The sequence below is a fragment of the Chthoniobacter sp. genome, assembly GCF_040003245.1.
In the GTDB taxonomy this organism is placed as follows: Bacteria; Verrucomicrobiota; Verrucomicrobiia; order Chthoniobacterales; family Chthoniobacteraceae; genus Chthoniobacter.
Window position 1 is genome coordinate 1 of the sequence record NZ_JBDUCX010000076.1, and the last position, 26638, is coordinate 26638.

Consider the following 26638-nt stretch of genomic DNA (forward strand, 5'->3'; position numbering starts at 1 on the left):
TCGCAGCGCCAGCCCGGCGCGTGGGGACACGCGCCCTACACCGCAATCGGCAATCGCCATTCGGCAATCGAAAATCTCCTCACTCGCGCCGCACGCGCTTGCTCTTCGGCCGGTTCGGCTGCGGGTCGAGCGCATCCTTCAGCTCCTTGGAGTATCCCGAGTTCACCCGAAAGTAGATCCCCTTGAGATCTTCCACGCTGTAGAATCCTGTCTTGTCCGCGTCCACATAGCCCATGGACATCAGGCCTTTGATCGTGTCGATCACCTCCGCCGGTGCCAGGTCCGTGGTCGTCTTGTCGATCAAGTCCGCACCGAGCATTTCGCCGCTGCTCAATCCGAGCGCTTTGATGATGGAAATCTCGCCGCCGTCGAGGTTGATTTCGCGACCGCTCATAATTGGGGATGGTGGTGCATAGGGGATGCGTAAGTTCCGATTATACTACGCGAATCGGTTTTCGCGACGGTTAGTTAGCAAAAAATCAAGGGCGTTTGCCTAAGCGAGCCGCTGTTCGACATCCGCCTGCACCCAAGTCCACAGACGATCGAGCGAGGCCTTCACCTCGGCTTTGATCGCCGCGAGTTCCGCCTGGGAGAAGGATTGGCCGGCCGCCGGCGCCCGCCGCGCGAACATGTAGAACTTGATCTTCGGCTCCGTGCCCGAGGGGCGCACCGCCACCCGGCGGCCATCGGCCAGGTCGATCATGAGCATCTTTTCCTTGGGGATGGTGTCCCCCTCGACGTCCTGGAACGTCTCGGTGGCGAAGTTGCGCGTGCCCGCCACGGCGCTGCCATCCGCGCTGGCCGGCGGCTGCCCGGCATACGAGTCGACGAGCCGCTGGATCTTCGCCGCGCCATCGGCGCCCTCGAAAGTCAGCGAGCCATTTTTCTCCAGGTAAAAGCCGTAGGTGGAATACGCCTCATCGAGCAGGTCGACCAGCGTGAGCCCGCGCGACTTGGCATACGCGGCCACTTCGGCGAAGACGACCGTCGCGCCGTTGCCGTCCTTGTCGCGCACGAAATCCGCCGCGCTGTAGCCGTAGCTTTCCTCGCCGCCGCACACGTAATAGCTGCTGTGCTCAAGGCGCAGGTTGCGGGTGTCGAGTTCGCAAGTATGCCGGTAATTGGCGCGCACGTCCGCGGGCAGTGCGGCCTCATATTTCCCGAGCTTTTCACCGATGTATTTGAAGCCGGTCAGCGTCTCCACGCAGCGCATGCCATGCTTGTCCGCGATGGCCTTTTGCAGGTCGGTTGTGACCAGCGTCTTCACGATCACGCAACGCGCCGCATTGGCCGGTGTGATGACGCCGTTGGCGATCAGCTTTTGCACGCGATAGTAGGCCATCAGTGAGCCGATCTGGTTGCCGGTCAGCAATTCCATCTGGCCGCTGCCATTCCGTGCGGCCACGCCCATGCGGTCGCAATCGGGATCCGTCGCGATGACGAGATCGGCGCCTTCCTTTTCCGCGAGCGCAATCGCCATGGCGAGCGCTTCGGCGTTCTCGGGGTTGGGCGATTTCACCGTCGGGAAGCGGCCATCTTCCACCTCCTGCTCGGGGACGGCGTGGTAGCAGAAGCCGAGGCGGTCGAGCATCGGTTTGCTGATGATCCCGCCGGTGCCGTGGATCGAAGTGAAGACGATCTTCAAGCCGTTGCGGGCGGCCTCGGCGACCATCGGGCGATCGAGCACCAGCGTCTCCAGGCGCTCCATGTAGGCTCCGTCGGCCTCCCGGCCGAGGACCGTAATCACGCCCTGCTTGTCCGACGCGACGGGTTCATACACATCGCTCTCGACCGCATTCACCTTGGCGATGATGCCGCTGGCGTGTGGCTCCACGACTTGCGCGCCGTCGCTGAAGTAAACCTTGTAGCCGTTGTCGTGCGGCGGATTGTGGCTCGCCGTGATGACGATCCCCGCGCTGGCGTTCACCAGCCGCACGCTGAAGCTGAGCTGTGGTGTGGAGCGCGGCCCGGAGAAGACGAAGACGTCCACGCCATTCTCCGCGGCCACTTTCGCGGTGAGCTCGGTGAAGTCCTTGGAAAAGTGCCGCGTGTCGTGGGCGATCGCGATGCTCGGTCTGCCGGGCAGATTGTTCTTCGCAAACCACTCCTTGAGGTACGCAACCAGCCCCTGCGTAGCGCGGCTGATGTTGTAGTAGTTCATCGAGTTCGTCCCCACGCAGGGACGCTCCGGCCGCCCGAGCGCTTGCGTCACCCCATGCTCGGCGACGGTCACGATCTTGCCGATGGTCCGCCCGCGCAGCCCGCCGGTGCCGAAGGCCAGGGTCTTGAAAAAACGGTCGTTGAGTTCGTCCCAGGCCTGCCGATCCACCAGTTCCGTGACGCTTTCCGCGTAGGTGGGTGAACTCCCCCGGGCGAGAAGTTGCTCGATGTTTTTGGCGCTGCTGGCCAGCAAAGTGCCGGCTTGGACTGCTTGCGAAAGTCGAAGGCTGAGGTCGCTCATGCGGCGAGTTTAGCGAACCGCGTGGAAACTCGGGAAGCTTCATCTTCACTGCGCTGATGGTTTGGCACCACCGCAGCCGATTTTGCTTGACAAAACCAGGTGAATGTGCGACACTCTCGTGCGTTGGGTGGAGGTGTCAGGTTAGCGGGGCTTCCCGTGGTGGGCAGGGGTTAGGGACAGAGCGAATGGACGACCAATGATGTGCTGTGAGATGAGCCAGATTTTCCAAAGATTGTACAATCGACCGTCGATATGGCGGTCGGTGAGGCGGAGCCATGTCCGAAAGGGCAGGGAGCTATCGCCGATCGTTCCGTCGCCGAGAGGCGAGATGGGCCGTCAGGGTGAATCAAGCCAAATCAAGGTAGCTAAAGGTAAATCAAGGCAACTCAAGCCTCGCGTTTTTTCCAACATCCTGCCCGTGCCCCTCGTGCCGAAGCTCCAGTTTGGGCACGTACTTGTCTGCGAAGCTCCAGCTTCAAGGCGAGTGGCCACCAGTGTGAATCAAGCCCAGTCAAGGCCAGTAAAGGCGAATCAAGCCCCCTTTTTTTTTACGCAGGGCGTGTGGAACCGCGACGTGTTCCCCACGACGCACTCCAGAGTAATCCACCCCAGTCGTGCCTGATCGTGCCTAATCGTATCCCCATTTTTTCCCGAAACCCCGTTCCCCGCCCCGCCCCGCGACCCCACCCCCGACCGCCTTTCCGCTTGAGAGCCGGCCCGGGCTGCCTACACTCCCGCTCCCTTTTCCACATGGCCACCCAGCCCCAACGCATCGTTCTCAAATTCGGCTCCGGCATTCTCGCGAATGCCCGTGGCACCTCTCTGGATGACCGCCAGTTCCGGCGCCTGTGCGCCGAGATCGCCGGTCTCGTGAAGGCCGGGCATCAAGTGGTGGTCGTCTCCAGCGGCGCGGTCGCCGCGGGCTTGAGTGTGCTGGGCCTGAAAGACCGGCCCGACGACCTGGCGGCGCGCCAGGCTTGCGCGGCCATCGGCCAGACCAAGCTGATGGAAAGCTACGCCACCCATTTCGCCACGCACGGTTTGCACGTCGCGCAATTGCTTCTTACCTACAGCGATCTCGACAGCCGCCTTTCCTACCAGAACGTACGAAACACCCTCGCCCACATCTTCCAGCGCAAGAACGTCGTGCCCATCATCAATGAAAACGACTCGGTGGCGGTCGAGGAGTTGCGCTTCGGCGACAACGACAAGCTCTCCGCCGAGGTCGCGGTGCTGGTCGAGGCCGACACCCTCATCCTGCTGACGAGCGTGGATGGCTTGATGGACAAATCCGGCACGGTCGTCCGCGTGGTGGATGACGTCGACCGCGTGGCCGGCTTTGCGCGCAATGAAAAGGGAAAGTTTTCCGTGGGCGGGATGGTCTCGAAGCTCCAGGCGGTGAAAGTCGCGGTGGACGCCGGGATCTCGACCTTCATCGCCGGCGGTCGCAACGCCGGGCGCATCCCCGCCATCGCCGCCGGCAAGCCCGTCGGGACGCGCTTCGTTGCCAAAGGCGAAACCCTGTAGGAGGTTGTAGCTCATGACGGACCTGAAATCGCAGATCGAAGACTTTGGCCGCCGGGCCCGCGCCGCGGCGCGCGTCCTCGCGCGGACCAGTGCCGAGCAGAAAAATCAAGGCCTGCTGGCCATGGCGGATGAAATCGTCGCCGCCGGCCCGTCCATCCTCGAGGCGAATGCCAAGGACGTCACCAAGGCCACCGCCGACGGCCTGGCCAAGGCGATGATCGAGCGGCTCACCCTCGATGCCAAAAAGCTCAAAGGCATGGCCGACGGCATCCGCGAGGTCGCCGCGCTGCCCGATCCCGTGGGCGAAGTGCTCCGCGACTGGACGCGTCCGAATGGCCTGCGCATCTCGAAAGTCCGCGTGCCGATCGGCGTGGTGGGCATCATTTACGAATCCCGGCCCAACGTCACCAGCGACGCCGCCGTGCTCTGCACGAAGACCGGCAACGCCACGATTCTCCGCGGGGGCAGCGAGTCGATCAATTCCAACATCGCCATCGCCGCCGCGCTCAGTCGGGGCGCCGCGCGCGCCGGCCTGCCGGAGGACAGCGTGTTGCTCATTCCCACCACCGATCGCGAAGCGGTGAAGCATCTCTGCGCGATGGACAAGTATCTCGACGTGATCGTGCCGCGCGGCGGCAAGGGGCTCATCGAGACGGTCGTGAGCCATGCGCGCATGCCGGTGATCAAGCATTACGACGGCATCTGCATCATCTACGTCGACAAGGAGGCCGATCTGGCGATGGCCGAGAGCATCGTCATCAATGCCAAGTGCCAGCGCCCGGGCGTGTGCAACGCCATCGAGACGGTGCTCGTGCATCGCGACATCGCGCACTCGTTTTTCGGCACCACCGGCCGGGCGTTGCTCGATGGCAAGGTCGAGATCCGCGGCGATGAAAGAACGCGGGTGGCGTTGGGCGACGTTGTCAAAGCGGCCACGCCCGAAGATTACCGCACGGAATTCCTCGACCTGATCATCGCCGCCAAGGTGGTCGACAGCGTTGGGGAAGCGATCGATCACATCGAACAGAACGGCTCCCACCACAGCGACGGCATCGTCACCGCCAACGAGCAGACCGCCGAGCGTTTCCTCGCCGAGGTGGACAGCGCCACGGTGTATTGGAACGCGTCCACGCGCTTCACCGACGGCGGCGAGTTTGGCTTCGGCGCGGAGATCGGCATTTCGACGGACAAACTGCATGCCCGCGGCCCCATGGCCCTCGAGGAATTGACGACTTACAAGTATTTGCTGCGTGGCACCGGGCAGATTCGGAGTTAGCCCGGATACGTAGGGCGGCGGTAGAGGCCACTTCGAGGCTCGCCAAACGGAAAACCGCGACGGTAAAATTCGCGTGAACCCCAAGGAATGAGCCAACCCGACCCTCATCAAGGCCACTTCGACGCACTTCTTTGGCGCGCCTTGGTGTTTAATCACATCCACGAGGCGATGGTCGTCACGGCCGAGGACGACAAGATCCTGGATTGGAATACCGGAGCGGAAGAAGCCTTTGGCTGGTCGCGCGAGGAGGTGCTCGGGCAGCCATTGCAGGCCGTGCATCGGCCGGTGGGGACATCGGGTTCCGACGGTGTGTGGGAGGCCATCGTCCAGCGCGTGGGTCGCTGGCAGGGTGAAGTGAAATTTGTCCGGAAGGATGGCAGCACGGGGACTTGCGAGGTGGTCGGCGTCCCGCTGCTCGATGCGGAGGGCTATGCTCGCGGGACGCTCTTCGTCTACGCGGAAGCTTCATCACCGGAGGAAGTTGCCGCCCAGCCGATCCCGGAGGAAACCCCGGCGACGATGGCGGTGACGCAGCAATTGCGTGACGAGCGTTTTCTGCTCCGCAAGCTGATTGATGCCGTGCCCGATCCCATTTTCTGCAAGGACCGCGAGGGCCGCTATCTCCTGCGCAACGCGGCCGATTTAAAGATGTTCGAGGTGCCGAACAACGGCCAGGCCCTGGGCAAGAGTGTCTACGAGCTGGCCGGCCTGCGCGCCCACGCGGACATCTACTACGCGGATGACATGACCGTCGTGAACACGGGCAACCCGATCATCAATCGTGAGGAACCCTTCGAGACACCGAGCGGGGAGCGGGGCTGGTTTCTGACCTCCAAGTTTCCCCTCCAGGATGAGACGGGCGAGATCATCGGCCTCGTCGGCATTGCCCGTGACGTGACCGACGTGCGGCGGGCCACCGAGGAATTGCGCGCCGCCCAGTTGCGCCTCATCGACCACGTGGAGAATTCGCCGCTGGCCGTGGTGGAGTGGGGCCCGGACTTTCGGGTGACGCGCTGGGCCGGGCAGGCGGAACGCATGTTTGGCTGGAAAGCCGACGAGATCGTGGGGAAACATTTCGGCGACTGGCCCTTCGTCTATCCGGAAGATGCGCAGCTCATGGGCGAAATCGTCCGCCGCTTGATCGATGGCACCGACTACCGCAACACCAGCCAGAATCGCAACCTGACCAAGCTCGGGCGCATCCTGCACTGCTCGTGGCAGAACTCGGTCTTGCACGACGAGACGGGCCGCACGGTATCGATTCTCTCGCTCGTGCAGGATGTCACCGATCGCATCGTGGCCGAGCAGCAGAGCAAAAAGGCGGCCTCCGAAAGGCAGCTTCTCGAGCGCAAACTCCAGGAGTCGCAAAAGCTCGAGAGCCTCGGCGTCCTGGCCGGCGGCATCGCGCACGATTTCAACAACCTCCTCACCGGCGTGCTCGGCAACGCCAGCCTGGCGCGCATGGACTTGCCGGCGGATTCCCCGGTGCAGCCTTATCTCCAGCAGATCGAGGCTGCCGCGGCCCGCGCGGCGGACCTGTGCAAACAGATGCTCGCCTATTCCGGCAAGGGCCGTTTCGTCGTCAACCGGCTCGATCTCAATGCGCTGATCGAAGACACCACGCGGCTGCTGCAGGTCTCGATCAGCAAGCGGGCGGTCATGAAATTCCATCTCGCCGCCGGCCTCCCCGTGGTGCTGGGCGACGCCACGCAACTGCGTCAGGTCGTCATGAACCTTGTCATCAATGCGTCGGAAGCCGTGGGCGAGAAAAGCGGCTTCATTGCGATTACGACCGGGTTGACCCGTGCCGATCGGGCCTATCTCTCGGGAGCATTTTTTGCCCGCGATCTGCCCGAGGGCGATTACGTTTCGCTGGAGATCAGCGACAATGGGGGCGGCATGTCGCCGGAGGTCCTGGAGAGAATCTTCGATCCGTTTTTCACGACCAAGTTCACCGGGCGCGGCCTCGGCCTCGCCGCCGTGCTCGGCATCGTGCGCGGCCACAATGGCGCGCTGAAAGTGTTCAGCGAGGAAGGGTGGGGGACGACCTTCAAGATCCTCTTGCCTTGCGCCGAGGGGGTGGCGGAGGAAGTGGCCGCCACCGCGCCAGGGCTGGCGAACTGGAGAGGCTCCGGACGCGTGCTGGTCGTCGATGACGAAGAGACCGTGCGGGTGACCACCGCACGGATGTTGGAAGCCATCGGTTTTACGACCAGGCTGGCGGACAACGGCCGCACCGGCGTCGAGGAATTCACGGCCGACCCCGACGGCTTCACGCTCGTGCTGCTCGATCTCACCATGCCGCACATGGACGGCGACGAGGCGTTTCGCTTGATCCGCGAACTGCGCCCTTCCGCCCGGGTGCTCTTGATGAGCGGCTTCAACGAGCAGGAAGCGATCGCCCGCTTTACCGGCCAAGGCCTGGCCGGATTCGTCCAAAAGCCGTTCACCTTCCCCGCGCTCCGGGAAAGATTGCAGGAGATTTTCTCGGAGCCGTCCGCGACGTCTTTTTAGCGGCAAATTTGCGAGCTTGTGCGCTGCAGATGAACCACCAACACTCCCGCCGCATGAAATTCCCCCATCTCATTTGCGCGGCCGGCGCACTCGCCCTTTTCACCTCGACTGGCTTGGCGACCGAAGACTTTTACGTCGGCACCTACACGAAGTGGTACGGCAGCAAAGGCATCTACCATTTCCAGTTCGATGAAAAGACCGGCGCCGTTTCCAAGGGCCAGCTCGCCGCGAAGGTCGTGAATCCCTCGTTCCTCGTCATTCATCCGAACCGGCATTCGCTCTACGCTGCGGTGGAAAGCGACGCCGGCCTGGTGAACGCCTACGGCATCGCGCCGGACGGCCAGTTGCAGTCGCTGGGTCAGCAGAGCTCACGCGGGTCCGGGCCGTGTCACCTTTCGCTCGATGGCAGCCATCGCTTCGTCTTCGTGGCGAACTACAATTCCGGTTCGGTCGCCGCCCTGCCCATTCGTCACGGCGGCGGCCTCGGCGCCGCCACGGGCTTCGACCAGCAGAAAGGCACGAGCGCCAATCCCGAGCGACAGGAAGGTCCGCACGCCCACAGCATTTACGCCGATCCGGCCAATCGCTTCGTCTACTCCTGCGACCTCGGCAATGACCGGGTCGAGGGCTACCGCTTCAATGCGGAGAAGGGCACGATCCAGCCGTCGAAAAGCGCGACTGCCAAAATCGCCCCCGGCTCCGGCCCCCGGCACCTCGTGCTGCACCCGCGAGGCTTCGTCTACGTCGTCAATGAGATGGCCAATACGGTGACCGCCCTGCGCCGCGACGCGGGCACCGGCGCGCTGCACACGTTCCAGACCGTGCCCACGCTGCCCGCCGGTTTCACCAAGCCGAACACCACCGCCGAGATCGCCTTGCACCCGAACGGCAAATTCCTCTACGCCTCCAATCGCGGTCACGACAGCATCGCCATCTACGCCATCGCCGGTGACGGCCGCCTCTCTTTGGTCGAGCACGTGCTGACCGGCGGCAAGACACCACGCTATTTTGGCTTCGACCCGAGTGGCCGCTGGTTGCTTGCCGCGAATCAAAACTCGAACGACATCTTCGTCTTCCGCGTCAGCAGCCAGACGGGCAAACTCACGCCGACCAAGCAGAGAGTGCGCATCGGCGCACCGGTGTGCGTGGCTTTTGTCCGCCCGAAGTAAGCGCCGGTCGCCCCTTTACGCCGGCTTGATGTAGATACCGAGCACCGGACGCGGGTAGGCTTCCCGGGAGACGAAATCGCTCACGAAGCCGTTGGCCGTGCGCAGTTCCACATGGCCGGCGTCGTGGCCGCCATAGACGATCACCGCGCCCACCGGCGCTGCGTAGGGGTTGCGCGTCGAGATCTTCTTGAAGCCGTAGTTGCGGGTCAATTCCTTGCCGGCTTCCCGGGCCCACGCGCTCTTGGGGCGGTCCTGCACGACATTCGCCGCGAGCAGCGCGTCCTTCACATAGGCCCAGCAGTGCCAGGTCATGCGCGGATGAGCGCGCTGGCGGGCGATCTGGGCGGCGCGGATCATGCGCGGGTCATAGCGCACCCCGCGCGACTTCGGGCCAAACTGGGGCTGCTCCTCTGCCGTGAGGCTGCGCGCCTTCGGCCGGTCCAGCAGCGACTCGTCGGCAGAGGCGACGGCCACGGTGGACAGCAGAAGTGTGAGCAGGATGGGCAGTTGGGATTTCGTCATGGTTGGGTGCAAAGGAAGGCGGAACGTAAGCGGAGGTTTCTTCCCGTCAAATTAGCATCGCGCATACCAAATGCGGGTCGATAAGCGCCCGTTCCGAGGGAACTTGTACGTAGGTGAAGCGAAGTAAAACTATGTAGCTGGGAGCGTGCCCGAAGTGGGCTGCAGGTGTGGGCCTGCGCCACCGAAAATTGCCCCTGTTTGCGTGTCATACTCCCCTTCCGCGCCCTTCCGGCCGGAATGATTGTTTGACGCTCCGGGCAGTGCCTCCTTTAGTGTCGCGCGGTTTTTCTCGAAATACGCACTACATACTACCACACAAACTATGATCAAAATTGGCATCAATGGCTTCGGCCGCATCGGCCGCCTCGTCTTCCGCGCAATTCTCGACCAAGGACTTCTCGGCAAGGAAATCGACGTGGTCGCCGTCAATGACCTCGTCCCGGCGGACAACCTCGCTTACCTCGTGAAATACGACTCCACGCAAGGCCGCTACAAAGGCGAAGTCACCAGCGCGAAGTCCGACCCATCGGTCGCCGAGGACGATCTGCTCATCGTGGACGGCCACAAGATCAAGGCCCTCGCCGTCAAGGAAGGTCCTGCGGCGCTCCCTTGGAAGGCGCTGGGCGTCGATATCGTCCTCGAATGCACCGGTCTCTTCACCGACGCGGAAAAAGCCAAGGGGCACCTCACCGCGGGAGCCAAGAAAGTCATCATCAGCGCCCCGGCGAAGAATGAAGACATCACCGTCGTCATGGGCGTGAACCACGAGAAGTACGACGCGGCGAAGCACCACATCATCTCGAACGCGAGCTGCACCACGAACTGCCTCGCGCCCGTCGTGCACGTCCTGCTCAAGGAAGGCTTCGGCGTCGAGGAAGGCCTCATGACCACCGTGCACAGCTACACCGCCACCCAGAAGACCGTCGACGGCCCCTCGAAGAAGGACTGGAAGGGTGGACGCAGCGCGGCGATCAACATCATCCCGTCGACCACCGGCGCGGCCAAGGCCGTGGGCCTGGCGATCCCGGAAGTGAAGGGCAAGCTCACGGGCATGTCCTTCCGCGTGCCCACGCCGACCGTCTCGGTCGTCGATCTCACGGTCAAGACCGTGAAGGAAACCAGCTACGCCGAAATCAAGGCGGTGATGAAGAAGGCCAGCGAAACCTACCTCAAGGGCATCCTCGCCTATACTGAAGACGAAGTCGTCTCCAGCGACTTCATCCACGACGCGCACAGCTCGATCTTCGACGCCGGCAGCGGCCTCGAGCTGAACAGCAAGTTCTTCAAGCTGATCAGTTGGTACGATAACGAGTGGGGCTACAGCAACCGCTGCGTCGACCTCGTGAAGTACATCGCGGCGAAGTAAGGAGCCCGTTCCCGCAAGCAAATCTCTGCGCCCGCCACTGGTTTTCCGGTGGCGGGTGCTTTGTTTGGAGGGCACCGCGCCGTCGGTGCTCCGTTTAAGGAAGCGACGGCGCGCTTCCCTCCGGTGCCCCATGCGGCAATGATCTTTGGCAATTGCGATCAACGATATGCCAATCCTCCCATGATCAAATTCCTCTGCCTCCTCGTGCTGCTCCTTGCCGCTGTGGTTCGCGGCGAAGAACCACCGAAGCCCACTTCACGCGGTGAAGTCACCATCGCCGGCTGGACGGTGCGCATCGACCAGCGCCTGCTGTCCGGCCCGGATCAGGAACTCGGCCAGCGTGCGATGAAGCTGCTCGAATCGCGGCTGACCGATATCGCGATGGTCGTTATGCCGGACCGGTTGGCGGAACTGCGCACGGTGCCGATTGTGCTCGATCTCACCCACGGCGGGCTCACCGGCATGCAGTACCACCCCAACGCCGATTGGCTGGAGCAGCATGGTTACTCCCGCGAACTCGCGAAGTGTGTGCACATTTCCGATGCCACGCGCTTCACCAGCCCGCGACACCAGCACATCCAGCCGTGGTGTGTCCTGCACGAGTTGGCGCACGCCTATCACGACCGCGTGCTCGGTTTCAACGACCCGCGTATTCATGCCGCCTGGCAGCGTTATGTGGCCAGCGGCCATGGCGCAGCGGTGTTACACATGGATAGTCCCAAGCGCGTGCCCCACTACGCGTTGACCAACGAAAAGGAGTTCTTCGCCGAGATGAGCGAGGCCTATTTCGGCGTGAACGACTTCTTCCCCTTCACGAACGTGGAACTACACGATGCCGAGCCGGAAATTTACGCGCTTCTGGCGGAAATCTGGGGGCCGGTGCCGTAGCGCGGACGGCATCCAGCAAAGAGCTTGTCTTTTCCCGCCGCAGCGCGCTTCATCTGCGCCGCACTTTTTATGGCCAAACTCTCTGTTCGTGATCTCGATCTTGCCGGCAAACGCGTCTTCGTCCGCGTTGATTTCAATGTCCCACAGGACAAAAAGACCGGTGAAATTACCAATACGGCGCGCATCGCTGCGGCGCTGCCGACCATTCAATTCATTCTCGAAAAGGGCGGCTCGGTCGTCCTCGCCAGCCATCTCGGGCGTCCCGATGGCCAGCGCGTGGAAAAGCTTTCGCTCAAGCCCGTGGCCGACAAACTCGCCGAGTTGCTCGGCAAGCCGGTGCGGTTTCTCTCCGATTGCGTCGGCGCCGAAGTAGAAGCCGCCGCCGCGGCGCTGAAGCCGGGCGAAGTCATCCTGCTCGAAAACCTGCGCTTCCATATTGAGGAAGAGGGCAAGGTGAAGCGCGAAGATGGGACGAAGGAAACCGCCGACCCGGCGAAGGTCGCCGCCTTCCGCGCCAGCCTCTCGAAGCTCGGCGACGTGTATGTGAACGACGCCTTCGGCACCGCGCACCGCGCGCATTCGTCGGTGGTCGGCGTCGATCTGCCCATCAAGGCCGCCGGCTTCCTCATGCAAAAGGAACTCGAAGCTTTCGCCGCCGTGCTCGACAACCCGCAGCGTCCGCTGCTCGCCATCCTGGGTGGCGCGAAAATCGCGGACAAGATCCCGCTGATCAACAACCTCCTCGACAAGGCCAACGAGATCATCATCGGCGGTGGCATGGCCTTCACCTTCAAGAAGGTGCTCGAGGGCATGGAAATCGGAAACAGCCTCTTCGACCCGAAAGGCGCGGAGATCGCCAAGGAACTCTTCGACAAGGCTGCGGCGAAGGGCGTGAAGATTCATCTGCCTGTTGATTTTGTCATCGCCGACAAATTTGCGCCCGACGCGAATACCAAGGCGGCGAGCGACAAGGAAGGCATCCCTGCCGGCTGGGAAGGTCTCGACTCCGGCCCGGCGAGCCGCGCTCTTTTTGCCGAGGTCATTGCCCGCGCGAAGACCATCATCTGGAACGGCCCTCCCGGGGTGTTTGAGTTCGACGCTTTCGCCGGCAGCACCAAGGCCATGGCCGAAGCGATTGCCGCCGCCACGGAAAAAGGCGCGATCAGTGTGGTCGGCGGTGGCGACACCGCGACCGCGGCGAAGAAATTCGGCGTCATCAAGAAGGTCACCCACGCCTCGACCGGCGGCGGCGCCTCGCTCGAATTGCTCGAAGGCAAAACCCTGCCCGGCGTCGCCGCGCTCAACGACAAGTAACGCCCTACTGCCATGCGCAAAAAAATCATTGCCGCCAATTGGAAGATGAACCAGACGGTCGCCGACGCGACCACCTATCTCGACACCTTCCTGCTCGAAGTCGCCGACGAGAAGCGGATCGACATCGTCATCGTCCCGCCCTTCACCGCGCTGGCCTACGTTTCCGAGCGCTTGAGCAAGGTGCAGCATGTCAAGAGTGGCGCGCAAAACATGCACTGGGAAAAGAACGGCGCCTTCACCGGCGAGATCAGCGCCGGGATGATCCGCGAGCTTTTCGCCCGCTACGTCGTCCTCGGCCATAGCGAACGCCGCACGCTCTTCGGTGAGACCGATGAGATCGTGAACAAGAAGACCAGGGCAGCGATCGCGGCTACGCTCACGCCCATCGTTTGCATTGGCGAGACGCTGGCCGAGCGCGATGGGGGCAAGGTCGAGCAGGTGCTGGAGACCCAGCTCAAGGGCAGCCTCGCCGGCATCCCGGCGAAGGAACTGGAAGACATCGTGCTGGCCTACGAGCCCGTGTGGGCCATCGGCACTGGCCGCACCGCGACGCCCGCGCAGGCGCAGGAAGCGCACGCCTTTATCCGCAAAGTGCTTGCCGGGATTTCCGATCCCGCGACCGCGGAGAAAGTGCGCATCCAGTACGGTGGCAGCGTGAAGCCCGGCAACACCGGCGAACTCATGGCGCAGCCCGACATCGACGGCGCGCTCGTCGGTGGCGCCAGCCTGGTCGCGCGCGACTTCGCGGAGATCGTCAAGATCGCCGCGGCGCTGTAGAACTGCAGAGCTGTATTTCGGATAGCGTTCCGAACCTGAAAGCGCCGCAGGCGCCCCAAAAACACGCCGTCATCCTGAGCTTGCGAAGGACCTTTGATTTCGCTCTTCCTCATGCGCGAGAACTTCTGGGTTTATCTGGCAACAAACAAGACCCACACCGTCCTGTACTGTGGCGTGACCAACAATCTCGGGCTCCGCATGTGGCAGCACAAAAACCGGACGAACCCAAAGTCATTCACGAGCCGGTATAGCGTTAATCGGTTGGTCTGGAGCGAGTGTTTCCCAACGGCACTCGAAGCCATTTCGTGTGAGAAACGGATCAAAGGGCTAACCCGCGCGAAGAAGGACGCGATCGTTTGCGAGGAGAACCCGCGATGGAATGACTTGAGCGCGGATTGGGACAATTAACGAAAGTCGATCTGGTGCCGTGCTGGTGAGGAGGAGCGATTTCAGAGGTCCTTCGCAAGCTCAGGATGACGGCGTGTTTTGGGGCGCCTTCGGCGCTCTCTTTTGCCAGACGCGCTCGCGAAAAGGCACCTCTACAATCGCACGATCTTCCCCGTCCGCGCGGATTCATACACCGCCATCACCAACTGCACGGCCCGCCGCGCTTCCGAGCCGGGGATCATCGGTGGGCGGCCTTCGGCCAGCGCCCGCGCCAGGTCGGCGACTTGCACCTGGTGCTCGACCCAACTCATCCCGCGCGGGTCGCCGCTGCCCACCTTCATCTTGCCGCCGTCGGCGAAATCATGCCTGATCTTTTCATCTGCATCTTGCGGCTCGGCGAATTCCCAGCGGGCGATGCAATCGTTGACCAGCACGGCGCTGCCACGCGAGCCCATGATCTCGATACGCAAATCGCTGCCCGGCCAAGAGGAGGAAGAAGCCTCGATCACGCCCAACCCGCCATGCGGGTAGCGCAGCGTCGCGGCCACCGTGTCCTCCGCCTCGATGCCCGGGTGCGCGAGCCGGCCGGTGAAGGCACTCACTTCCGCGGGCAGCCCGGCAATCCACTGCAGCAAATCCACGGCATGGATGCCCTGGTTGATGAGCGCCCCGCCGCCATCGAGTTTGTAAGTCCCCTTCCATGAAGACGTCGCGTAGTACTCCGGCGAACGCCACCACTTGATATACGCGCTGCACAGCGTCAGCCGCCCGAAGCGCCCGGTCTCCACCGCCTCCTTGAGCAGTCGCGCCCCGCGCCCGAGCCGCATCTGGAAAATACCCGCCAGCACGCCCCCTCCGCGCCGCTCCGCATCGAGAATGCGATCCACCGCTTCGAGCGAAACTTCCAGCGGCTTCTCGCAGAGCACCGCCTTGCCGGCTTCCAGGAACGGCACCGCGACATCCGCGTGCGCCCCGCTGGGCGTGGCGATAGTCACCGCCCGCACCTCGGGATCGGCCACCAGCGCTTCCAGACTCTCTACGGGCCGGCAGCCAAAGCGTTGCGCAAATTCATTCCGCCTTTCCGCCGAGCGCGTCCAGACGGCGACGAGCCGAGCCTCCGGCGTGTCCTGGATGGCCTGGGCGTGCACCTCGGCAATCATGCCGGTGCCAACGACGGCAAAGCCGATCGGGGGATTGCTCATCCAGCGGCGTTGTCTTACCGCTCGGCGATCGGAACGACCTTCTTCCCGACCGGCGCGCCGCTGTATTCGCTCAGCGGGCGGAAGAGGCGGTTGTCGGCGTATTGCTCGAGGATGTGCGCCGTCCAGCCGCTCATGCGCGAGATGGCGAAGATCGGCGTGAACAGATCCGTCGGGATGCCGAGCGAGTAGTAGACCGTGGCCGAGTAGAAATCGACGTTGGCATTGAGCCCCTTGCGCTCCTTCATGATCGTGGCGATACGCTCGCTCATCTGGATCCATTTGGCGTCGCCGAGCTCTTCGCTGAGCTTGATCGCCATCGTTTTAAGGTGCGGCGCGCGCGGGTCGAGCACCTTGTAAACGCGGTGGCCGATGCCCATGATTTTCTTTTTCTGCGCGAGCGCGTCCTCGATCCAGGAGTCGACTTTATCGAGCGAGCCGATCTCCTGCAGCATGTGGATGACGCCTTCATTCGCGCCCCCGTGCAGCGGTCCCTTGAGCGCACCGATGGCGGCGCTGACCGCGGAATACATATCGCTGAGCGTGGAAGCCACCACACGGCCGGTGAAAGTGCTGGCGTTGAAACCATGCTCCGCGTGCAGCACGTAGGCCACGTCGAGCGTCTGCGTGGCTTCCGCGCCCGGCTCCTTGCCGGTCATGAGCCAGAGGAAGTGGGCGGCCTCGCTCAAGTCCTTGCGGATCGGCGGCAAGTCCTTGCCGGTGCGACTGCGATGGAAATAGGCGGCGATGATCCCGATCTGCGCCACGAGCTTGATCGCGATGGCGTGGCTCTCCGGCATGTCGAGATCGTGGCGGATGGTCGGGTAGCACCCGAGCATGCTGACGGCCGTGCGCATGATGTCGATCGGCGCGGCGTCCTTGGGCGCGCTGGTCACCCAGTCGATGACCCCTTGCGGTAACTCGCGCTCGGCCCGCAGCGCCGTCGTGAGTTTGTCCAGTTCCTTCTCCGTGGGCAGCCGATTGTGCCAGAGCAAGTGGACGACCTCCTCGTAGCTGACCTTGCCGGCGAGCTCATTGATGTCGTAGCCGCAGTAAATGAGCTGGCCAATGTCCCCACGGACGTCGCCGATGCGGGTTTCGGCCGCGATAATTCCTTCAAGCCCTCGTGAAATGACTGCCATAGATTTGGTACGATTTGATTGGTTTGAAAACTGCCGCCGCGGCTCGGTCGGTCGTCGCCGCTATGCGGACACGAGGGAGATTCTCCGCGCCACGCCCGCGCTTCAAGTGCGAACGCGTTAAATCTCAATTCTCCCCGATCCAGCGCAGCCCGAGCTGGAGCCAGAAGGGGATCGTGAGCAGACCGATCGCCGACGTATAGAGAATGATGCGCAGGGCCGCCGCCGGGTCTCCGCCGTAGTGCTTGGCGAGGATCACGGGGATCATTCCACAAGGCATGGCCGCCTGGATGACGATGACGTGGCGCAGTTCGATGGGGCAGGGGAGCCAGCGGGCGAGGGCGAGCATGCAGAGGGGCAGCAGGCCCAGGCGCAGCAGGCAGGCGCCGAACGTCGTCAGGCCGCGGCTGCCGGTGGAAAGATCGCGCATGTGGTCGGCAAATGTGGCCCCGGTGAGAATGACGCCGAGGGGGATGGCGGTGGCGCCGAGACTGTGAATCGCGCTCATGGCCACGCCCGGCATCCACGAGCGCGCGCCGGCGAAGTGCAAGGTGGCCGCGCTGACGATGGCGAGGACGGGGCCATTGAGGATCTTCCGCCAGCCGCCACCCCGCGCGGCTCCGGAGATGACCATGATGCCCACGGTCCACAAGGCGATTTCCACGCCGACATTGTGAATGAAAAGCACCCCGCTCGTTTCCGGGCCGAAACGGGTCTGCGCGATCGGCAGGGCGAGGTAGCCGTAATTGTAGATCCCGGTAGTAAAGGCAAACGTGCGCCGTTGTCGCGGCTCACCGGCGCCAAAGAGCGGCGCCGCAAAATACGAAACCGCGTAGCCGAGAACCACGGTGGTGAAACCAGCGACGGGAGCGAGCAGGACGTTGCCGGCCTTTTCCAAGGCGCGATTCCCGAGGATCGTGTCCAGGATCAGGCACGGATAGAGCAGATTGACGATGACTCGCAGCAGGCTCGCGTCGGCCTCTTCGGTGAGCCACCCGATGCGTCGGATCAGCCAGCCGATCGTGATGATCACGAAAACCGGGGCGACCGCAGCGAGGAGAGGGAGGTATTCGGACACTTGTGAGGCAGTAAAAAGTGCTTAGTGCTTAGTGCTCAGTGTTTGATCTCAGTACGCGGATTCCGACTGAGAACTAAGAACTAAGAACTCAGCACTCGAACTGCACTCAAAGCCGACCCCAGCAGCCTCACTTCTTCTTTTTCTTCGCACCGATGACCGGCCACTCTTTGCTCAGCACGGCGATCTCGAGTTCGGTAAATCCGTACGGAATGGAGATGACTCCGTCTCTGATCGGCTTGTCGACGAGCATGTCGATGAGGATGCGCGAGTGGGCCTTGGTGCTGAGCATCGCCACCACCGAAGTCCCGCGCCGGCTGCTGCTCATCACCTCCAGGCCGATCCGCCCGTCATGATCGAGCTTGAAGGCGCAACCCCAGGTGCCGTTGGGTGCCTTGAAGGGATAAATCGCCTTGATCATCCGCTCGTTGAGCACCGGGATTTTTTCGATGTAGGCGTCGCGCGGTGGATTCTCCAGGTGGATCGGGGTGGCAAATTTATCCGTGTCCTGGGGATTGGCCTCCGCATAGAAGCGGATCGAGACCGGAGTCTTGTCGCCCATGCCCAGCGCCGAGAGCCCGAGCAACGCGCCCAGAAGATAAATGCTGGTTTTCATCACAGGGGGGAGTGTGGAGCGAAGGGAAGCCATTTGCCAACCATGCAGCCTCCCGCTAAATGAGGGCGATGAAATTCCGCGCCCCGATCCTCCTCCTGACCATGGCTTTGCCGCTCGCCCTCTTCGCGGCGGAGGAGGCGCCCAAGGCGACCCCCAAGCCGAGCCTCTTGAAAAGAATGATGAAAACCGTCGGCCTGGCGAAGGATCCGACCACCACCACGGCGACCGGTTTCAAGGGGCTGGAGATCGGCCTGGCGGTCGATCCCGCGCAGGTGAAAGTCGGCGAGGTCAAGCAGATCAAGGCGACCGTGACGCTGGCCAACCACAGCAAGAAAATCGCCCAGCTCGAATTTCCGACCACGCAACGGATCGAGATTCTCGTGAAATCGAAGGAGGGCAAAACCATCGAACAATGGTCGGAAGACCAGGCGTTCAGCAACGAGCCCACGATGGTGACGATCAATCCCAACGAGCGTCTCGAGTACGCCGTGAGCGTGGCCACTCGGGACATGGTGGCCGACCAGACTTACACGGTGGAAGCGTTCTTCCCGAATTTCGATCAATTGCGCAAGTCGATCACCGTGGCGGCGGTCGGCGCCAACGCGCCCGCGGTCACCCCGCCCGGTGCGACGCCAGCCCCCGGTGCTCCGGCGACGCCGGAGCCCAAGAAGAAACACAAGAAGCTGTGAATCGGTGTGCTCTTTCCATCGGATGACGCGTGCCCTCCTTCCCCGTCATTCTGAGCTTGCGAAGAACCTCTGATTTCTGCCTTTCCTCACCCGTTTGGCAGGTGATGGCGCCAAGCTCGCACGGTCGGTTGCACGTCAGATGCCAGAGCGAAATCAGAGGCCTTCGCAAGCTCAGGATGACGGTGCTGGGGGGCGCCTTCGGCGCGCACGAGTGCGCGGCGTCCGCTTAAATCGAAACCGTTAGTGTTTGGTGTCGGAGCTCGACGGTTCTTCCACTGCGGGAACCGCTGCCGGTGACTGCACCGTCGACGCGGATTCCGGAATCGGATCTGCCGCGAGCGTTTCCGGAAACGCACTTTCGGTCGCGAGCACTTCCGTGGCAAAATGCGGCATCGGTTGGGCTGCTTCCTCCGCGGGCTCGTCGGGAAGCGCTGGCGAACCATCCTGAGACACCGCTTCCTCGGCCGTTTCCACTGGCTCAGTCGCTTCGGCTTCGATGGTGGATTCCGACGCTGTGGCAGGAGACGGCTCCGTCGGTGCTTCCGCCAGGGCCTCGGGTTCCGCTTCACCAGCTTCCATCACGCTGGACTCGTCGGCCGCTTCCGCCGCGCTCTCGCTCGGTGCTGGCTTGCCGCCGCGGGCCACGGGAGGCTTCTCCTGCGGGGCGAGCGGCAATTCGAGGATGCCGGTCGAGAATTCGATGACGTGTCCCGAGTGGATCAAGTAGTGGAGGTCGCTGGCCAGTTGCTCTTTGCGGGCCGCGGCTTCGGGCGCGTCGTGTTGATCGCCGAGAATCTTTGCCGCCAGTTCGGGCCGCTTGAGCCGCGGGCTGGCCTCGACGGTCTTCAAGATCGCCGTGATGCCGTCGGAGAAAATCTGTCCGGCCGGATGCCGCACGGGCTTGGTGGAAGAGACGTAGAGCACGCGCTTGCGGTGCTTGAAGAAGTGCAGTCCGGCCTCCATGAAATAAGGCCGCAGCCCATTGACGATCTGCTGCGGGAAGTGGCTTTCCGTTTCCCAGGCGCTGCGCACGGCGCCGGCCACGAAGCGGTCCCCCGCGGAGCGGCTCGCCTGGCCGGTGCATTCCAACGTCTGCGCGCTTTTGACAATCGTGGGCAGGTAGGTTTTGCGGAAGTGCTGCTCGGCGTCGAAAGAGGTCTTGAACGTGATCGGCTCGGCCTCCTTGGTCGTCGTGAAGGTCGTGCTGGTGCGCGCCTGTTCCTTCCATTCGGCCACCGCCGCCTCGTCGCTCACGACGACGATTTCGTGTTGCTGAAATTCCGGGAACGACATGCGCCGGCTGAAACGCTCCTCGTAGAGCTTCCGCAGCGCCGGTTGATAGCCGTGGTAATTCGTGGGCCCGAGGAAAGCGCCCGTCGCCCGCGCGCGGGCGACATTGGAGAAGTTGCCCTTGATCGGGTCGCCCTGCACCGTCTCCTCTGTGTAGAACTCGGTCTTCGCGTCAAAGAAGGCATTGCGCTCCACCGCCGCGCGATCGAAGGAAACCGGGCCGTCGCCCACTTGGAAAAGTGGAACCGCCGCGTCCGAGGAAGTGATCCGCACGCGATGCCGCTCCGGGCGCTCGAGGAAAAGTTTGCTCGTGCCAAAGACGGGATAAGCGCGCCCGCTGGCCTTGATCTGCCGGGCAATGCCCGTGGCCGCATTGGGCTCGGGCAGAAAATCGATCTTGAGTTGGGCGGGCGCGGGGCGCGGCGCTTCGCGCGGCGGGCGCGCCTCGTCACGTTGTCCGAAATTCCTGCCGCCGGGTCCGCCGGGACGGCCGCCTTCGCGCGGGCGATCTCCGCCGGGACGTGGTCCACGAGGGCGATCACCTTGGGGACGATCCCCGCGTGCGCCTGGTCCCTGTCCGGGTCCGCCGGGTCCACGGCGATCGCCATCCCGCCGTGGCGGGGGCGGGCCGCGCCGCTCGGGGCGGGGTCCTCCGGGTCCGCGAGGGCCGCCGCGATCGTCGCGCGACCGGGGTCCACGGCTGTCCGTTTCGCCCTGGTAATCGGCATAGCGATTAGCCGCTGGGGTTTCTTTCACCCAGTCGGGCAGGAATTTTAGGTCGAGTTCCAGTGGCGCATCACTCATGTGGTCGTTACTTAACGGTGCTGGCAGGCGGACGCCAGCGTTGATTTTTGACGATTGGATTGCACGGGAAAAAAGTCCGAATTAGTTGTTGCCATTCCTTGGGGTCGTCCTTAAAGCATCCCCCGAAAGCAACCCAATCCAAACGCAAGCACTACCCCTTTTTATGGCAGACAAAACGATCGAAGAAAAAGTGAAGGACATCATCGTCGAGCAACTCGGCGTCAATCCTGAGCAAGTCACCCCGAGCGCCTCCTTCATTGAAGACCTCGGCGCCGATTCCCTGGACACGGTGGAACTCGTCATGGCTTTCGAGGAAGAATTCTCCGTGGAAGTGCCCGATGAGGATGCGGAAAAGCTTCAAGCCGTCGGCGACGTGGTGAAATATATCGAAGAAAAGACCGCCAAGTAACCGGCGCGCCCCGCTCTTATTTTTGCTGAAGGACACGGTCGCAAGCCGTGTCCTTTCGCTTTTCTCCGGCAGGTGGTGAGGTGCCGATCACATCGGTGGGTGGCGATTTCTTAGGAATTATTTTCGATCCGCCCGCAACTCCGCTGGGTGGTAGGTGTTTTCGCCACACAATGAAAAAGCACCTCGCTGTTCTCTCCTTCGTCGTGGCCGGCCTTTGTGCCGCGCCGTCCCTCCTTCGTGCCGATGATGCCGTCCCGCCCAAGCCGCCCGGTGGCGACAAAGCGCCCGCCGATTCTGGCAAAGCGCCGTCCGCCGCTCCGAAAGCTCCCGGCCGGGCCGGCGGTGGCGGTGGCGCCGGTCGCATGAGCCCCGAGGAGCGCCTGAAGAAGATGACCGAGGAGCTGAACCTCACCCAGGAGCAGCAGGACAAGGTCAAGGCGATCATGGAAAAGAGCGCGCCTCAGTTCAAAGAATTGATGGCCAAAGGCCGCGAAAGCATGACGGAGGAAGACAAGACCAAGGTCCGTGAGTTGATCAAGACCCAGATGGAAGACATCGCGGCGGTCCTCACCCCCGAGCAAAAGGAAAAATTCAAGGCCGCGATGGAAAAGCGTCGTGCCGCCGGCGGTGGTGCTCCGGGCGCGAAGTAACCATTTACGCGGCTACTCGCCGCAGCACTTAAACAACCGGGCGGTGTGTCTCGCGACATCCCGCCCGGTTTTATTTTTTTGCGCTACTTGCGCGCTGCCGGGATTTTCAAGAAACGGAAGCGCTCGTCGTAGCGGCCGCGGTTGTGGCGGCGGCAGCAGTCGAGGCAGGCGGTCTTGCGGCGGAAGGGGCGCACGCGTTTCACTTCCTCCGCGCAGGCGGGGCAACGGTAGAAGTGCCGCGCGGTCAGTTCACGCCGGGGCAGCGCCAGCGTGTGGCAGCGCTTTTCATCGAGCAGACCCAGGTCCCGGCAGGCCTGCTGCCATTCGGGGCCGTGCGGGCTGATGCGCCGGCGTCCCGCGCGATGATGGGCCAGCAGATGCGCCAGTTCGTGCCGCAGTGTGCGATCCACTTCCGCTGCGCCGAAATCCCACAGGTGCGGATTGAGCGTGATCAAGGCCTTGGCCACGAGCGCGGTGCCAGCAGTGCTGCGCATGCGCGGGTTCCAGCGGATGCACACGCGTTTCGCGAGGTCGTCGCATTGCAGCGCGCGCAATAATTTGCGGGCCTTTGCTTCGACGTCAGCATCGCGTTGCGGTGCCGTTCGTATGTCAGGTTGTTTGGGGGAGGGTAGTGGCTCTTGGCGCCAGGTCGGGATTAAGCGGGTGAGGAAGTCGAGTTGTCGTCCGAGGATCATGCGTGGGCGATTTGCAAGCGGGAGAAGATCGCCGGCAGGCGGGCGATCGTGGTAGTGATTTCTGTGGTAGTGGTTTCCTTGCCGAGAGAAAAGCGGACTGTGGCGCGGGCGAGTTCGGGGGCAACGCCCATGGCGAGCAGTACGTGTGACGGCATGATGGAGCCGACCATACACGCGGAGCCGCTCGAAGCGCAAATGCCGGCGAGGTCGAGATTGATGAGCAGGCTCTCTCCATCGAGCCCGGGAAAGCTCACGTTCAACGTATTGGCGAGGCAATGTTCCGGGCCTCCGTTGCGCACCGCCGCGGGGAATGCCTCGCGAATGCCCTGCCAGAGCCGCTCGCGGAGCAGCGCCTGCCGCGCGCTCTCGCTCTCCATCGCGGCGCCGGCGAGTTCCGCGGCGCAAGCCATTCCGACGATGGCCGCGGTATTTTCCGTGCCGGCGCGGCGATCGTTTTCATGCGAGCCGCCATGTTGCAAACGCTCGACCGTCAATCCGGTGCGCAGGTAAAGCGCGCCCGCGCCCTTCGGTCCGTGAAACTTGTGTGCGGCCAGCGAGAGCGCGTCGAAGTCCGGCGTGGCCAACGCTTCTTTCCCGAAGGATTGAATCGCATCGCTGTGAAATAAAACACCGCGCGCCCGGCAGAGCGCGCTGATCTCGTGCGTGGGCTGGAGTGTGCCGGTCTCGTTGTTCGCGGACATGATGGACACGAGCGTCGTCTCCGGCGTGATCGCCTCCGCCACCTGCCCGGCATGCACGCGCCCATGCGCATCGACCGGCAGCCACGTCACGCGGAAGCCTTCCTTTTTCTGCAAGTGCTCGCAGGCATGCAGCACCGCGTGATGTTCCGTCGCGCAAGTGATCACATGCTTGCCACGCGACGCGTTCGCCCGCGCCAGGCCGATCACCGCCAGGTTGTCCGCCTCGGTCCCGCCGCCGGTGAAAATGATTTCGTGCGGCTTGGCGCCGAGCAGTCGTGCCAGTCGATCGCGCGCATCATCGATCGCGGCGCGCGCCTCCCGCCCCGCGGCATGAATGCTCGAGGGATTGCCAAAGTGCCGCTCGAGAAACGGCCGCATCTCCGCGAACGCTTCGGGCGCGAGCGGAGTGGTGGCATTGTAATCGAGATAGATCATGACGGAGAGCGGCTACGTTCGGGCGCGCGGTCGGATGATACGCCACGTGAGAGTGTGCGGCGAAAAATTTCGACAGCGAAATCACCGGACCGATCAAGCAAGGGGATTAATCGTCGCAGGCGTGTACCGCGTAATCCTGTGAATCCTGTCTTTCATTTTTAGACAGGATTACAGGATTCGCTACCGAATCACGCTTGCCGCTACTCAGTCCGCGCCAGCCTAGATCACCCAATCGCCCACCCACTCTCCCGGCCGCTTGTCCTTGTCGTAGATGCGCAGTTGGTTCTCCTCGTAAAAGACCAGCGAGCGCGGGGGGACGCTGTGGGTGAGGAAGACATTCGCGCCGATGGTCGAGCCTTCGCCGATCACGGTATCGCCGCCGATGATCGTGGTGCCGGCGTAGATGGTGACATGGTCTTCCACCGTCGGATGCCGCTTCTTGCCCTTCAGCGCCTGGCCGCCGGCCAGCGAACGCGCGACGAGCGATACGCCTTGATACATCTTCACGTGATGGCCGATGACCGAAGTCTCGCCAATGACCACGCCGGTGCCGTGGTCGATGAAGAAGTGCGACTTGATGTGCGCGCCGGGATGGATGTCGATGCCGGTGCGCGAGTGCGCCCATTCCGTCATCATGCGCGGAATGAGCGGCAGCTCATGGCAATAGAGCAGGTGCGCGCAGCGCTGGATGGCGATGGCCTCCAGGTACGGGTAGGAAAGGATGATCTCGTCGCTGCCCCCGGCGGCCGGGTCGCCGGAAAAGCCCGCCTCGATGTCCGTCTGCAACTGCTGGCGCGCGAAGGGCAGCGTATTCAGGAATTCGGCGACCATGCCTTCCGCCTTGGCCTGCGGGCATTCGGGCTCGTTCAAGCGCAGGCTCTTGCAGACTTCCGTCGACAGCCGGTCGGCGATGGAAAAGATGCGATGGCTGGTCACCCGGCGCAGGTCGCGCGAATGAATCGGCTCCTGGTCGTGAAAGCCGGGGAACAGGAGCTGAAGCAGGTCTTCGCATATCGTGGCCAGCGCCGGCTTCGACGGCAGGTTCGAGCCGTCGATGTTGTTCATGCCGGCGCCCGCCCGGTACGAGGCGAGAATTTTCTCTGTGATGCTGGCCAGATCTTTGTCCATCGCCGTTCCCCTTATCGCCGTTTGAATAATCGCGCAATGCACGAGTCCAACTCTCGTGCGTCCGGTATTCCCCTGCGACGCGAACAATTCTGAAGGCTTTTCTCCCCATGGCACTCACATTCCCCATAGACGAACGCTTGAAACTTGGCGCGAAAACTGGAAACTATGATCCAGTGCCGAAGTCCAAAGCCTCTGCCCACCCCCCAAAGGAACACATGAATCTTTCCGCTCCGAGCGCGCCCACCCGTTTCTCCGGCGCCCGAAAGTCGCTTCCCGACGATCACGCCACCGGCCACTATTCCGTGCAAGGCGCGTGGCTGTGCCATACCGGGCGCGTCCGGCGCGTCAACGAAGATTCCCTGCTCGCGGGGGAGAAATTCTTTGGCGGCAGCAGCGAGGCGCCGTCGGCGATCGATATCTCCGCCGGGCCGTGGATCGTCGCCGTTTCCGATGGCATTGGCGGGCACCGGGGCGGCGCGGAAGCCAGCCGCGGGGTCGTCGAGGGCCTGGCCGAATGTGTGCGCGTCACGCCCACTTGCGTGTCGGAAACCTTGCGGAAGCTGAACCGGGATTTTTGCGAGCGTGGGCAGACCGATAGCGAGCTCGCCGCCATGGGCGCCACCGTCGCCGGTATCGGCTGCGGGGGGCGCGGTCTCTTCGCCTTCAACGTGGGCGACTCCCGCGTTTATCGTCTGGAGGGAAAGAAGCTCGTGCAGGTCACCCGCGACGATTCCGAGGCCGAGGACTTGATCGATGTGGGCCTGCTCCAGCAGTACGACGGTCCGCGCCCGGGCTTTCTCCACGCGCTGACGCAGGCCATCGGCGGCCGCGAGGAAGTGCTCGATATCGAGACGCACATCCACCCGCTGCATCTCGAAGGCCGCACCCGCTTCCTCATTTGCAGCGATGGCCTGACCGACATGCTGCACAGCCCGGAGATCCGCGAGATTCTCACGACCGAGCAGGATGCCGAGCGCGCGGTGGCGGCCCTCTTCAACCGGGCCATGAACGCCGGCGGGGTCGACAACATCACCCTCGCCGTCATCGAGATCGAAAAGATCTGAGCCGGATGGGGATTGTATCCCCGAAAAACACGAAAGAGCACGAGATGAGGGCTTGGGCCGCGTTCGCGAATTTCGCGCGGCGCTCACCGGTGTAGGACGCGTGTCCTCACGCGTCGGGAGAAAATCTGGATACAGCGCAGGAGAGTCCTTTTCCCTCTGCGGCCCTCTCTCCTTCCTCTGCGCCCTCTGCGTTAAATTCCTTTCGCCGCACCACGATCCGCCCCGTTTGGCAGCCTTCCCATCACTTTTTCCGCAATGGAGCCCACAGAGCCAATGGAGCAATGCACATTTTTCGCCGAGTCATGCGACACTTCCATGCATGCACACAGACGAATCCCACCACGCGCGCGATGACAAGATCGCCCACTTCCCGTCGGCCATCCGCCAGGAACTCAATGAACGCCCCCTCACCGACGGTGAATAATTTACACCTCACTTCAGGTGTCATCCTGAGCGAAGTTGAAGGATCCCGTCGAATAACCGGCGATTGTCTTTGGTAAAGCGACGGGGTTCTTCGACTGCGTTACACTCCGCTCAGAATGA

Annotated in this window: 24 protein-coding genes; 13 read left to right on the forward strand and 11 right to left on the reverse strand. The window is 62.9% G+C overall.

The annotated features are described in order from the left end of the window. Positions 1-79: 79 nt before the first annotated feature. Positions 80-394 carry a hypothetical protein gene (locus ABJF10_RS12550; protein WP_348544920.1) on the reverse strand — a complete coding sequence of 105 codons (315 nt, stop codon included), beginning with the start codon at positions 392-394 and terminating at the stop codon, positions 80-82. Positions 395-493: 99 nt separating this feature from the next. Then, positions 494-2461, reverse strand: a complete 1968-nt coding sequence (locus ABJF10_RS12555; protein ID WP_348544921.1) for a phospho-sugar mutase — start codon at positions 2459-2461, stop codon at positions 494-496. Positions 2462-3211: 750 nt separating this feature from the next. On the opposite strand from ABJF10_RS12555, the gene proB reads away from it, so the two are divergent. From proB to ABJF10_RS12575, 4 genes are all read left to right on the forward strand, one after another. Beyond that, positions 3212-3988, forward strand: coding sequence for a glutamate 5-kinase (proB, locus tag ABJF10_RS12560; RefSeq protein ID WP_348544922.1), 777 nt, complete (start codon positions 3212-3214; stop codon positions 3986-3988). Between the two features lie 13 nt (positions 3989-4001). After that, a complete protein-coding gene (locus tag ABJF10_RS12565) occupies positions 4002-5264 on the forward strand; it encodes a glutamate-5-semialdehyde dehydrogenase (protein ID WP_348544923.1) in 1263 nt (420 codons plus the stop codon). An 87-nt stretch (positions 5265-5351) separates the two neighbouring features. Further along, positions 5352-7778 carry a PAS domain-containing protein gene (locus ABJF10_RS12570; protein WP_348544924.1) on the forward strand — a complete coding sequence of 809 codons (2427 nt, stop codon included), beginning with the start codon at positions 5352-5354 and terminating at the stop codon, positions 7776-7778. Positions 7779-7831: 53 nt separating this feature from the next. Further along, positions 7832-8947, forward strand: coding sequence for a lactonase family protein (locus ABJF10_RS12575; protein ID WP_348544925.1), 1116 nt, complete (start codon positions 7832-7834; stop codon positions 8945-8947). 15 nt (positions 8948-8962) lie between these two features. On the opposite strand, the gene ABJF10_RS12580 is transcribed toward ABJF10_RS12575, so the two are convergent. Beyond that, the gene (locus ABJF10_RS12580) at positions 8963-9469 is read right to left on the reverse strand and encodes a hypothetical protein (RefSeq protein ID WP_348544926.1); all 507 of its coding nucleotides are present in this window, start codon (positions 9467-9469) and stop codon (positions 8963-8965) included. A 322-nt stretch (positions 9470-9791) separates the two neighbouring features. On the opposite strand from ABJF10_RS12580, the gene gap reads away from it, so the two are divergent. The 5 genes from gap to ABJF10_RS12605 all read left to right on the forward strand — a co-directional run bounded on the left by gap (position 9792) and on the right by ABJF10_RS12605 (position 14222). Then, positions 9792-10835: a type I glyceraldehyde-3-phosphate dehydrogenase gene (gene gap / locus ABJF10_RS12585; RefSeq protein WP_348544927.1), complete on the forward strand. Its 1044-nt coding sequence runs from the start codon at positions 9792-9794 to the stop codon at positions 10833-10835. Between the two features lie 180 nt (positions 10836-11015). After that, positions 11016-11723 (forward strand): metallopeptidase, encoded by a 708-nt coding sequence (locus ABJF10_RS12590; RefSeq protein ID WP_348544928.1) that lies wholly within the window; start codon positions 11016-11018, stop codon positions 11721-11723. A 69-nt stretch (positions 11724-11792) separates the two neighbouring features. Further along, entirely contained in the window at positions 11793-13037 is a 1245-nt protein-coding gene (pgk, locus tag ABJF10_RS12595; RefSeq protein ID WP_348544929.1) for a phosphoglycerate kinase, read from the forward strand. A gap of 12 nt (positions 13038-13049) precedes the next feature. Further along, positions 13050-13814, forward strand: a complete 765-nt coding sequence (gene tpiA, locus ABJF10_RS12600; protein ID WP_348544930.1) for a triose-phosphate isomerase — start codon at positions 13050-13052, stop codon at positions 13812-13814. Between the two features lie 111 nt (positions 13815-13925). Then, entirely contained in the window at positions 13926-14222 is a 297-nt protein-coding gene (locus ABJF10_RS12605) for a GIY-YIG nuclease family protein (RefSeq protein WP_348544931.1), read from the forward strand. Between the two features lie 131 nt (positions 14223-14353). Here the strand turns inward: ABJF10_RS12605 and ABJF10_RS12610 are convergent, their stop codons facing one another. From ABJF10_RS12610 to ABJF10_RS12625, 4 genes are all read right to left on the reverse strand, one after another. After that, positions 14354-15403: a Gfo/Idh/MocA family oxidoreductase gene (locus tag ABJF10_RS12610; RefSeq protein ID WP_348544932.1), complete on the reverse strand. Its 1050-nt coding sequence runs from the start codon at positions 15401-15403 to the stop codon at positions 14354-14356. A gap of 14 nt (positions 15404-15417) precedes the next feature. Further along, a complete protein-coding gene (locus ABJF10_RS12615; RefSeq protein WP_348544933.1) occupies positions 15418-16542 on the reverse strand; it encodes a citrate synthase in 1125 nt (374 codons plus the stop codon). Positions 16543-16666: 124 nt separating this feature from the next. After that, positions 16667-17617, reverse strand: a complete 951-nt coding sequence (locus ABJF10_RS12620; RefSeq protein ID WP_348544934.1) for an AEC family transporter — start codon at positions 17615-17617, stop codon at positions 16667-16669. Between the two features lie 127 nt (positions 17618-17744). Further along, positions 17745-18230, reverse strand: coding sequence for a hypothetical protein (locus tag ABJF10_RS12625; RefSeq protein WP_348544935.1), 486 nt, complete (start codon positions 18228-18230; stop codon positions 17745-17747). 68 nt (positions 18231-18298) lie between these two features. Between ABJF10_RS12625 and ABJF10_RS12630 the strand changes: the two genes are divergently transcribed. Next, positions 18299-18919: a BsuPI-related putative proteinase inhibitor gene (locus ABJF10_RS12630; RefSeq protein WP_348544936.1), complete on the forward strand. Its 621-nt coding sequence runs from the start codon at positions 18299-18301 to the stop codon at positions 18917-18919. Between the two features lie 240 nt (positions 18920-19159). Here ABJF10_RS12630 and ABJF10_RS12635 read toward each other — a convergent pair whose 3' ends face one another. Further along, the gene (locus tag ABJF10_RS12635) at positions 19160-21013 is read right to left on the reverse strand and encodes a hypothetical protein (RefSeq protein WP_348544937.1); all 1854 of its coding nucleotides are present in this window, start codon (positions 21011-21013) and stop codon (positions 19160-19162) included. A gap of 163 nt (positions 21014-21176) precedes the next feature. On the opposite strand from ABJF10_RS12635, the gene ABJF10_RS12640 reads away from it, so the two are divergent. Both ABJF10_RS12640 and ABJF10_RS12645 read left to right on the forward strand, forming a co-directional pair. Continuing rightward, positions 21177-21422, forward strand: coding sequence for an acyl carrier protein (locus tag ABJF10_RS12640; RefSeq protein WP_348544938.1), 246 nt, complete (start codon positions 21177-21179; stop codon positions 21420-21422). Between the two features lie 170 nt (positions 21423-21592). Then, positions 21593-22072 carry a Spy/CpxP family protein refolding chaperone gene (locus ABJF10_RS12645; RefSeq protein WP_348544939.1) on the forward strand — a complete coding sequence of 160 codons (480 nt, stop codon included), beginning with the start codon at positions 21593-21595 and terminating at the stop codon, positions 22070-22072. Between the two features lie 83 nt (positions 22073-22155). On the opposite strand, the gene ABJF10_RS12650 is transcribed toward ABJF10_RS12645, so the two are convergent. From ABJF10_RS12650 to ABJF10_RS12660, 3 genes are all read right to left on the reverse strand, one after another. Then, positions 22156-22767: a SprT-like domain-containing protein gene (locus ABJF10_RS12650; protein ID WP_348544940.1), complete on the reverse strand. Its 612-nt coding sequence runs from the start codon at positions 22765-22767 to the stop codon at positions 22156-22158. Further along, positions 22764-23903: a cysteine desulfurase family protein gene (locus tag ABJF10_RS12655; RefSeq protein WP_348544941.1), complete on the reverse strand. Its 1140-nt coding sequence runs from the start codon at positions 23901-23903 to the stop codon at positions 22764-22766. The genes ABJF10_RS12650 and ABJF10_RS12655 overlap by 4 nt, the downstream gene beginning before the upstream one ends. 219 nt (positions 23904-24122) lie before the next feature. Next, entirely contained in the window at positions 24123-25031 is a 909-nt protein-coding gene (locus ABJF10_RS12660) for a serine O-acetyltransferase (RefSeq protein ID WP_348544942.1), read from the reverse strand. A 215-nt stretch (positions 25032-25246) separates the two neighbouring features. Between ABJF10_RS12660 and ABJF10_RS12665 the strand changes: the two genes are divergently transcribed. Continuing rightward, positions 25247-26095, forward strand: coding sequence for a PP2C family serine/threonine-protein phosphatase (locus tag ABJF10_RS12665; protein ID WP_348544943.1), 849 nt, complete (start codon positions 25247-25249; stop codon positions 26093-26095). Positions 26096-26638 lie beyond the last annotated feature (543 nt).

Coding starts and splice junctions, on each gene's coding strand:
- ABJF10_RS12550 (WP_348544920.1), bottom strand. CDS start 394: ATGAGCGGTCGCGAAATCAACCTCGACGGCGGCGAGATTTCCATCATC.
- ABJF10_RS12555 (WP_348544921.1), bottom strand. CDS start 2,461: ATGAGCGACCTCAGCCTTCGACTTTCGCAAGCAGTCCAAGCCGGCACT.
- proB (WP_348544922.1), top strand. CDS start 3,212: ATGGCCACCCAGCCCCAACGCATCGTTCTCAAATTCGGCTCCGGCATT.
- ABJF10_RS12565 (WP_348544923.1), top strand. CDS start 4,002: ATGACGGACCTGAAATCGCAGATCGAAGACTTTGGCCGCCGGGCCCGC.
- ABJF10_RS12570 (WP_348544924.1), top strand. CDS start 5,352: ATGAGCCAACCCGACCCTCATCAAGGCCACTTCGACGCACTTCTTTGG.
- ABJF10_RS12575 (WP_348544925.1), top strand. CDS start 7,832: ATGAAATTCCCCCATCTCATTTGCGCGGCCGGCGCACTCGCCCTTTTC.
- ABJF10_RS12580 (WP_348544926.1), bottom strand. CDS start 9,469: ATGACGAAATCCCAACTGCCCATCCTGCTCACACTTCTGCTGTCCACC.
- gap (WP_348544927.1), top strand. CDS start 9,792: ATGATCAAAATTGGCATCAATGGCTTCGGCCGCATCGGCCGCCTCGTC.
- ABJF10_RS12590 (WP_348544928.1), top strand. CDS start 11,016: ATGATCAAATTCCTCTGCCTCCTCGTGCTGCTCCTTGCCGCTGTGGTT.
- pgk (WP_348544929.1), top strand. CDS start 11,793: ATGGCCAAACTCTCTGTTCGTGATCTCGATCTTGCCGGCAAACGCGTC.
- tpiA (WP_348544930.1), top strand. CDS start 13,050: ATGCGCAAAAAAATCATTGCCGCCAATTGGAAGATGAACCAGACGGTC.
- ABJF10_RS12605 (WP_348544931.1), top strand. CDS start 13,926: ATGCGCGAGAACTTCTGGGTTTATCTGGCAACAAACAAGACCCACACC.
- ABJF10_RS12610 (WP_348544932.1), bottom strand. CDS start 15,403: ATGAGCAATCCCCCGATCGGCTTTGCCGTCGTTGGCACCGGCATGATT.
- ABJF10_RS12615 (WP_348544933.1), bottom strand. CDS start 16,542: ATGGCAGTCATTTCACGAGGGCTTGAAGGAATTATCGCGGCCGAAACC.
- ABJF10_RS12625 (WP_348544935.1), bottom strand. CDS start 18,230: ATGAAAACCAGCATTTATCTTCTGGGCGCGTTGCTCGGGCTCTCGGCG.
- ABJF10_RS12630 (WP_348544936.1), top strand. CDS start 18,299: ATGAAATTCCGCGCCCCGATCCTCCTCCTGACCATGGCTTTGCCGCTC.
- ABJF10_RS12635 (WP_348544937.1), bottom strand. CDS start 21,013: ATGAGTGATGCGCCACTGGAACTCGACCTAAAATTCCTGCCCGACTGG.
- ABJF10_RS12640 (WP_348544938.1), top strand. CDS start 21,177: ATGGCAGACAAAACGATCGAAGAAAAAGTGAAGGACATCATCGTCGAG.
- ABJF10_RS12645 (WP_348544939.1), top strand. CDS start 21,593: ATGAAAAAGCACCTCGCTGTTCTCTCCTTCGTCGTGGCCGGCCTTTGT.
- ABJF10_RS12650 (WP_348544940.1), bottom strand. CDS start 22,767: ATGATCCTCGGACGACAACTCGACTTCCTCACCCGCTTAATCCCGACC.
- ABJF10_RS12655 (WP_348544941.1), bottom strand. CDS start 23,903: ATGATCTATCTCGATTACAATGCCACCACTCCGCTCGCGCCCGAAGCG.
- ABJF10_RS12660 (WP_348544942.1), bottom strand. CDS start 25,031: ATGGACAAAGATCTGGCCAGCATCACAGAGAAAATTCTCGCCTCGTAC.
- ABJF10_RS12665 (WP_348544943.1), top strand. CDS start 25,247: ATGAATCTTTCCGCTCCGAGCGCGCCCACCCGTTTCTCCGGCGCCCGA.